This window comes from Variovorax sp. P4_D9, from assembly GCF_056401695.1.
Genome location: NZ_JBFUIU010000397.1, coordinates 1 through 8,242 on the forward strand (window position 1 = coordinate 1; position 8,242 = coordinate 8,242).

Consider the following 8,242-nt stretch of genomic DNA (forward strand, 5'->3'; position numbering starts at 1 on the left):
GTTTATCCGCGGTGCACTTGGGATGGCGCCGCCTTGTGCCAGCTCGGCGCGATGCGTGCCGGGCGCTGCGCCGAGTATCACGTCCAGGGCATTCATGGCCGCATCGAGGCCTGCCTCGAGCACCGGCACGGACGCGCGAGCCTGTGAGAGTGCGCCTTCGGCCTGCTTGAGTTGAAGTTCGGCGGCCAGCCCCTTGCCGTAGAGCAATTCGACCTTGGAAAGCAATTCTTCCTGAGTGCGTACCTGCCGGCGCGCCACGTCGAGCCGGGCCTGCAAGCCGCGCAGCGTGATGTAGATGTCCGCGGTCTGCGCGGCCACGCTCAAGCGCGTGGCGGCTGCGCCGGCTTCCGAGGCCTGGTAGTCGGCCCGCGCGGCTTCGCTTCCACGACGCAGGGCGCCGAAGATGTCCAGTTCCCAAGTCGCGCCGAGATTCGCTTCGTTGGCGATCCCGTAGCGATCGAAATCGGGTTGCGCATTTAGGAGCTGACCCAACTGCGTCTCCACCGATTGATAAGCCCTTGCTACCTGTCCGCTCAGATTGCCCGATGGCAGCAAAGCTGCGTTGGCTGCGCCGAGGCCCGCCCGAGCCTGGAGCACACGGGCCGATGTCTGCGCGAGGTCGAGGTTCTGCGCGAGCGCGAGTTCAACGTAGCGGGCGAGCTGCGGATCTGCGAAGCCATTCCACCACGCTGCCAACTCGGCGCTGGCTTCGGCGGCCCGCTTGTCGACAGCCGCTTGGCCGAGGAATCTGTCCGGCAGGGAGGTCTCGGGCCGGACGTAGTCGGGCCCGACGGCGCAGCCTGCAGCCATGCAGGCTGCAGCGACCAGCGTAAGTAAAGTACGTGTGAGCATGGTGCATTCCCGTGTCGACAATTCATCGATATCGTGACCAATATATCATATGGTCACATGTTGTCCAAAGACACCGCTGCAGGTAAGCTCTGTTTCATGCCTACAGCCGTCACTTCTCGAGTCCCGCCACGTGGTCCGGTCGACCATGACGTGAGAGATCAGATCGTTGTTGCCGCTACCGAGCACTTCAGCCGGTACGGCTACGAAAAGACCACCGTCTCGGACCTTGCCAAAGCCATCGGCTTCTCCAAGGCCTACATCTACAAGTTCTTCGAATCCAAGCAGGCCATCGGAGAGATGATTTGCAGCAGTTGCCTGCGAGAGATCGAAGCCGAAGTCGTGGCTGCCGTGAGCGGCACCGATCGGCCGCCGGAGAAACTGCGTCGTATGTTCAAGACGATCGTCGAGGCGAGTCTTCGCTTGTTCTCCCAGGATCGAAAGCTCTATGAGATCGCCATCTCGGCAGTGAGCGAGCGGTGGCGGTCGGCGATCGCGCATGAAGAATTCATCCGGCAACTGATCCTGGAGGTGTTGCAGCAAGGTCGGGACTCCGGGGAGTTCGAGCGCAAGACGCCTATCGACGAAGYCGCGGCGGCAATCTACCTAGTCATGCATCCCTACCTCAATCCTTTGCTGCTGCGTCATAGCTTCGATCACGCCGACGAGGCGCCGGTGCTTTTGTCCGGACTGGTGCTGCGAAGTCTATCGCCCTGACCCAACAAACGGCTGTGACCATTGACTTGTTTGGTCACCAGCAGCAGAATTCGAGTCCTATCGATTCGCCAATGGGACTTTCATGCTGCCGCGCCACCTTGTTACCTTTGCAGTCTTCTGCACTCTCCCGCTCGCGCTGGTAGCCTGCAGCGAAAAGGCACCGCCCGACTCACGCACCCTCGCGCCACTGGTGCGGGCCGCAACGGTTCAGCCGGCGGGTTCTTCGACACGCTCCTTCACCGGCACCGTCGCTCCGCGGGTGCAGAGCGACGTCGGTTTTCGCGTCTCGGGCAAAGTGCTGGAGCGCCTCGTGGACGTCGGCCAGACGGTCCAGCGCGGGCAGCTGCTCATGCGCCTCGACCCGGTCGATCTGAAGCTGGCGTCGCGTGCGCAGCAGGAGGCCGTGGCCGCCGCCCGGGCGCGAGCCACGCAGGCGCGCGACGAAGAACTCCGTTACCGCGACTTGCGGGGCACCGGGGCCATTTCGGCTTCGGCCTACGATCAGATCAAGGCCGCAGCCGCCGCCGCCCAGGCCCAGCTCAGTGCGGCCGAAGCACAGTCCGAAGTCGCTCGGAACGCCAACCGTTACTCGGAACTGGTCGCGGATGTGGATGGCACGGTCCTTGAGACGCTGGTCGAGCCGGGACAGGTCGTCAACGCCGGACAAGTGGTGGTGCGCGTGGCGCAGGCTGGGCGCAGGGAGGCAGTGGTGCAACTGCCCGAGACGTTGCGTCCTGCCATCGGCTCCGTGGGGCAGGCCACGCTGTTCGGCAGGGAAGGCGCCGCGGTCACGGCCAAGCTCCGGCAGCTTTCGGACGCGGCCGACCGTCTGACCCGCACCTTCGAGGCGCGGTATGTGCTCGAAGGAGAGTTGGCCAACGCCCCACTGGGCGCCACCGTGACGGTTCATATCGCGGACGGAAAGGCCGCGAACAAAGGCAGCGTTCAAGTACCCATCGGAGCGCTCTTCGACGCTGGCAAGGGGCCAGGCGTATGGATCGTCAGCGGCGATCCGGCGAAGGCCCACTGGCAGCCGGTGGCGGTCGAGCATCTGGACGACGACCGTGCACAGGTTACTGGCCAGCTCAAGCAGGGCGATCAGGTGGTCGCGCTCGGCGCGCACCTTCTGCGCGAAGGCGAGCAGGTGCGCGTTGCGGACGCGGCCGCCTCGCCTGCGGTGAACGGAGCCCGTCCATGAGCGAAAGCCGGTTCAATTTGTCGGCGCTCGCTGTGCGCGAGCGCTCCATCACGTTGTTCCTGATCTGCCTGGTCTCGCTGGCGGGCCTGGTCGCATTCTTCAAGCTGGGGCGCGCCGAAGATCCGGCATTCACCGTCAAGGTGATGACCATCATCACGGCATGGCCCGGTGCGACTGCACAGGAAATGCAGGACCAAGTTGCCGAGAAGCTCGAAAAACGCCTGCAGGAGCTGCGCTACTACGACCGCGCCGAAACCTACACCCGGCCGGGGCTGGCGTTCACGACGTTGACCTTGCTCGACAGCACGCCACCGGCGCAAGTGCAGGAGGAGTTCTACCAGGCSCGCAAGAAGGTCGGCGACGAAGCGGGCCAACTGCCGGCAGGTGTCATCGGGCCGATGATCAACGACGAGTACGCGGACGTCACCTTTGCGCTCTTCGCGCTCAAGGCCAAGGGAGAGCCGCAACGGGTGCTGGTGCGCGATGCCGAGGCGCTGCGCCAGCGACTGCTACACGTGCCCGGGGTGAAGAAGGTCAACGTCGCCGGGGAGCAGTCCGAACGGATATACGTCGAGTTCGCACACGACCGCCTGGCGACCTTGGGCATCAGCCCGCAGGACGTCTTTGCTGCGCTCAATGCCCAAAATGCGCTGAGCCCGGCGGGCTCCGTGGAAACCAGGGGTCCGCAGGTATCCATTCGTGTGGACGGCGCATTCGACACCTTGCAGAAGATCAGGGACACGCCAGTGATCGCGCAAGGCCGAACCTTGAAGCTGTCGGATGTCGCAGCGGTCAAGCGGGGCTATGAAGACCCGGCCACCTTCATGATCCGCAACACGGGAGAACCAGCCTTGCTGATCGGCGTTGTCATGCGGGAGGGTTGGAACGGGCTCGACCTGGGCAAGGCCTTGGACGTGGAAGCCCGTGCCATCAATGCCGAGCTGCCTCTGGGCCTGAGCCTGACCAAGGTCACGGACCAGTCGGTCAACATCGCCGCCTCGGTCGACGAGTTCATGGTGAAGTTCTTCGCAGCCTTGCTGGTCGTGATGCTGGTGAGCTTCCTGAGCATGGGCTGGCGCGCCGGCCTCGTCGTGGCCGCTGCCGTGCCGCTCACGCTGGCGGTGGTCTTCGTGGTGATGGCGGCCACCGGCAAGAACTTCGACCGCATCACGCTCGGCTCGTTGATCCTGGCACTCGGCCTGCTCGTGGACGACGCCATCATTGCCATCGAAATGATGGTGGTGAAGATCGAGGAGGGCTACAGCCACATGGCAGCGTCGGCCTATGCCTGGAGCCACACGGCAGCGCCCATGCTCTCGGGCACGCTGGTGACTGCCGTGGGCTTCATGCCCAACGGCTTCGCCCCTTCGACCGCAGGGGAGTACACCAGCAACATGTTCTGGATCGTCGGCATCGCGCTGATCGCATCCTGGGTGGTCGCCGTGGTGTTCACGCCGTACCTGGGCGTCAAGCTGCTGCCGAAATTCAAGAAGGTCGAGGGCGGTCACGCAGCGATCTATGACACGCCACGCTACAACCGCCTGCGGCGCGTGCTTGCGCGCGTCATCGCGCGCAAGTGGCTGGTTGCGGGGGCAGTCGTCGGGCTCTTCGTCGCATCGATTCTCGGCATGGGCGTGGTCAAGAAGCAGTTCTTCCCGATCTCCGACCGGCCCGAGGTGATGGTCGAAGTGCAGATGCCCTACGGCACGTCGATCAGGCAGACCAGCGACGCCGCGGCCAAGATCGAGGCCTGGCTTTCCACGCAGCCAGAGGCGCACATCGTCACGTCCTACATAGGGCAGGGCGCGCCCCGCTTCTATTTTGCGATGGGACCCGAACTGCCCGATCCGTCGTTCGCCAAGATCGTGGTGCGGACGGCCAGCCAGGAGGAACGCGAGGCCCTGAAGTACCGGTTGCGTGATGCCGTTGCCGACGGCCTGGCACCCGAGGCGCGGGTGCGCGTTACCCAGCTCGTGTTTGGTCCGTACTCGCCGTTTCCGGTCGCCTACCGAGTCCGCGGGCCCGATGCGAACGAATTGCGCAAGATCGCGGAGGAAGTGCACCAGGTGATGGATGCCAGCCCGATGATGCGCACTGTCAACACCGACTGGGGCACGCGCACACCCACGCTGCACTTCAACCTGAAGCAGGACCGCCTGCAGGCCGTCGGGCTGACTTCCAGCGCCGTGGCGCAGCAACTGCAGTTCCTCTTGAACGGCGTGCCGGTGACCACCGTGCGCGAAGACATCCGCACGGTTCAGGTGGCGGCCCGTTCGGCCGGCGGCACCCGGCTCGATCCTGCGAAGGTGGCCGACTTCACGCTCGCCGGTGCCGCGGGTCAGCGCATTCCGTTGTCCCAGGTCGGCGAGGTCGAGGTGCGCATGGAAGAGCCGATCATGCGGCGACGCGACCGCGTGCCCACGATCACCGTGCAGGGCGACATCGCCGACGGGCTGCAGCCCCCCGACGTGTCGACCGCGATCACCGCAAAGCTGCAGCCCCTGATGGAGCGGCTCCCCGCCGGCTACCGCATCGTGCAGGCCGGCTCGATCGAGGAATCGGACAAGGCGACCACGGCGATGCTGCCGCTGTTTCCCATCATGCTGGCTGCCACGCTGCTGATCCTCATCTTCCAGGTGCGCTCGATCTCCGCGATGGTCATGGTGTTCCTCACGAGCCCGCTGGGGCTGATCGGCGTCGTGCCGACCTTGCTGCTGTTCCAGCAACCTTTCGGCATCAATGCGCTCGTCGGGCTCATTGCGTTGTCGGGCATCCTGATGCGCAACACGCTGATCCTGCTCGGGCAGATCCACCACAACCAGCGACAAGGCCTCGACCCGTTCCATGCGGTCGTCGAGGCGACCGTGCAGCGCGCGCGCCCGGTGATCCYTACCGCGCTCGCGGCGATCCTGGCGTTCATCCCGCTGACCCACTCGGTGTTCTGGGGTGCGTTGGCATACACGTTGATCGGCGGAACCTTCGCCGGGACGATCCTGACGCTGGTGTTCCTCCCGGCCATGTATGCCATCTGGTTCAGGATTCGGCCGGGCAACCTCGAACCCGCAGCGCGCTGACGGCGCTTCTTCAACATTCATTCAGATCGAAGGTATCCCATGTCAGGTTCATCAGTTGTCGTCGTGACCGGCGCGTCCTCGGGCATCGGCCGTGTCACCGCGGAGATGTTCGTCGCGCGAGGCTGCCACGTGTTCGGCACCTTGCGCGATCTGCACAAGGCGCCCGCACTGCCGGGTGTCGAGTTCATCGAGATGGACGTACGTGACGAACGCTCGGTTCAACTCGGCATCGAATTCGTCATCGACAGGACCACGCGCATCGACGTGCTGGTCAACAACGCGGGGATGATGATGACCGGCGCGGTCGAGGAGACCACGACGGCCGAAGCCTCGGCGCTGTTCGACACCAACGTGCTCGGCATGCTTCGCACCTCGCGCGCCGTTCTTCCCCTCATGCGTTCGCAACGCCGCGGCCGAATCGTCAACGTCAGTTCGGTACTCGGTGTGCTCCCGGCCCCCTACATGGGGGTCTATGCGGCCACGAAGCATGCGGTCGAAGGGCTGACCGAATCGCTGGACCATGAGGTCCGCCAGTTCGGCGTTCGCGCGACGCTGGTGCAGCCGGCTTTCACACGGACCAATCTCGACGAAAACGCGCACCGTGCCAAGGCACGGATCGTGGGCTACGACCGAGAACGCGATCGGGTGACGCTTTCCGTGTCCGACAGCGTCAGCAGTGCGCCCGAACCGCACAGCGTGGCGAGCACCATCGTCGAGGCGGCGCTCGGCCCGTGGCGCATGCGTTGCACGCCCCCCGGGCAAGCGTCGCTTCTGACGAAGTTGCGCCGCTTCATGCCCTCGGGTCCGGTGGATGCGAGCCTGCGGAAAAAGATCGGCCTCGCCTGAGCGAGCGCTGCCCAACTAACCGAGAGAAAACCGTGGATAGCCTGGACCTCCTGCGAACATTCAGCGAGATTGCCTCTTCCGGGAGCTTTTCCCGCACGGCAAAGCATTTCTCGCTGTCGCCGGGGACCGTTAGCAAATACATCGCGACCCTCGAAGGCCGATTCGGAGTCCGGCTGCTGAACCGAACCTCCCGGTCTGTCAGTCTGACAGATGCTGGTCTCCTGCTGCTCGAGCGAAGTCGGCCGATCCTGGAACTGGTAGATGTCACGCAGGCGGAACTGCAAGACCGGGCGTCGACCCCCAGCGGCCGGTTGCGCATCTCTGCGCCGCACGGCATCGACCTCACGCAACTCCCCATGCTGATCAACGTTTTTCTGGACCACTATCCGCAGGTCAGCATCAGCCTCATCCTCACGAACCGGATCGTCGATCTCGCAGAAGATGGGATCGACATTGCCCTTCGCTTCGGGCCCACAGCCAATGAAAACCTGATTGTGCGCAAATTGGTACCGATGGCGCTGAGTGTCTGTGCCGCCCCGATGTACTGGCGCAAGCACGGCATTCCCGCGCACCCGAGCGAACTCGCGCATCACAATGCCTTGATCACCGGGGGAGTGGAATCGCAGCCGAAGTGGCGCTTCGAAGCCGACGGGGAGCCGATAGAAGTGCCTGTCCTCGGCAGGCTGAGCGCCACGGAAGCCGGCCCGCTCATCCAAGCCGCTTTGCTGGGATCGGGCGTGGTCTACCTGCCCACGGAGATGCTCAAGCCGTACGTCGAAAGCGGGCGACTGGTGCCCGTGTTGTCGAATTTCGCTCGTAACGACATGTGGCTGTCGGCCGTCTACTTGCAGCGCCGACACAGCACGGCGGTTCAGCGCGCGTTTCTCGATTTTCTACAGCAGCGCATGCAACCTGAGGGCTCGCGGCGGGAGGCTCTGCCTCGGGGTTGAGTCGTGACCCAGGCTAGGGTGGCCTGGTCTTGGCCTTCGGAAGTGGCCACCTCACGAGCTGCCGCCCAGCTGTCAGCTTGCGCGCGCCAACCATTCGGACTTCCAGTGCGCAATGCGAGTGGATGGCTTCGATGAGTTACTGGCGAGCGTCAGCACGGGGTTCTGTGCGGACAACCCACACGGCGGCACCCGGAATGAGCGTCAGGTACGAGCCGCTGCGGATTGCCTGCCGGCGCTCGCCGATGATTCCGTCCCAGCACGCTGTTCGGATCGCTGAGGCCGAGGAAGGACAGGCGGGACTCGCTGAGGATGGCGATCGCCGCGAGAATCGATGCATTCGCGATCACCGGCGGCATCGCATTGGGCAGTCCGCTCAAACATACAACGATAGTGGAGAAGCTTTTTGTGCCGGCGGTCGATGTAGGTCCTCGAGTTGCCGATCAAAAGGGTCTTGGCCTCGACCGGATGACAGATTTCATGCGCTGGTGCGATTGGGGCCCGCCCACCTGTACAGCATGCGCCGGACTTGGTTGATGGTCTTCGCTTCCACGCGATCTAGACAGAATGGCTTGAGCCGTTGAAGCGGCCCGTCTCCGGGACTACCGTGG

The 8,242-nt window shown here is 64.3% G+C and carries 7 protein-coding genes; 6 read left to right on the plus strand and 1 reads right to left on the minus strand.

Annotated features, from left to right (window positions below):
• Positions 1–852: TolC family protein (locus AC1DY5_RS32460; RefSeq protein WP_478118173.1), on the minus strand; the 852-nt coding region annotated here is incomplete at its 3' end.
• A 96-nt stretch (positions 853–948) separates the two neighbouring features.
• Between AC1DY5_RS32460 and AC1DY5_RS32465 the strand changes: the two genes are divergently transcribed.
• The 6 genes from AC1DY5_RS32465 (at position 949) to AC1DY5_RS32490 (ending at position 8,168) form a co-directional block, all read left to right on the plus strand.
• On the plus strand, positions 949–1,566 hold the full coding sequence (locus tag AC1DY5_RS32465; protein ID WP_478118185.1) for a TetR/AcrR family transcriptional regulator: 618 nt from the start codon (positions 949–951) through the stop codon (positions 1,564–1,566).
• Between the two features lie 82 nt (positions 1,567–1,648).
• Entirely contained in the window at positions 1,649–2,764 is a 1,116-nt protein-coding gene (locus tag AC1DY5_RS32470) for an efflux RND transporter periplasmic adaptor subunit (RefSeq protein ID WP_478118175.1), read from the plus strand.
• Complete coding sequence (locus tag AC1DY5_RS32475) at positions 2,761–5,838, plus strand: efflux RND transporter permease subunit (RefSeq protein ID WP_478118177.1); 3,078 nt, start codon at positions 2,761–2,763, stop codon at positions 5,836–5,838. Before AC1DY5_RS32470 ends, AC1DY5_RS32475 begins: the two co-directional genes overlap by 4 nt.
• A gap of 39 nt (positions 5,839–5,877) precedes the next feature.
• Complete coding sequence (locus AC1DY5_RS32480) at positions 5,878–6,684, plus strand: oxidoreductase (RefSeq protein WP_478118179.1); 807 nt, start codon at positions 5,878–5,880, stop codon at positions 6,682–6,684.
• Between the two features lie 32 nt (positions 6,685–6,716).
• Positions 6,717–7,634, plus strand: coding sequence for a LysR family transcriptional regulator (locus AC1DY5_RS32485; RefSeq protein WP_478118181.1), 918 nt, complete (start codon positions 6,717–6,719; stop codon positions 7,632–7,634).
• 309 nt (positions 7,635–7,943) lie between these two features.
• Positions 7,944–8,168, plus strand: coding sequence for a hypothetical protein (locus AC1DY5_RS32490; protein ID WP_478118183.1), 225 nt, complete (start codon positions 7,944–7,946; stop codon positions 8,166–8,168).
• Positions 8,169–8,242: the final 74 nt, after the last annotated feature.

Bases quoted from the DNA above. Each gene is read 5' to 3' on its own strand.
- AC1DY5_RS32470 (WP_478118175.1), top strand. From the start codon at position 1,649: ATGCTGCCGCGCCACCTTGTTACCTTTGCAGTCTTCTGCACTCTCCCG.
- AC1DY5_RS32480 (WP_478118179.1), top strand. From the start codon at position 5,878: ATGTCAGGTTCATCAGTTGTCGTCGTGACCGGCGCGTCCTCGGGCATC.
- AC1DY5_RS32490 (WP_478118183.1), top strand. From the start codon at position 7,944: ATGGCGATCGCCGCGAGAATCGATGCATTCGCGATCACCGGCGGCATC.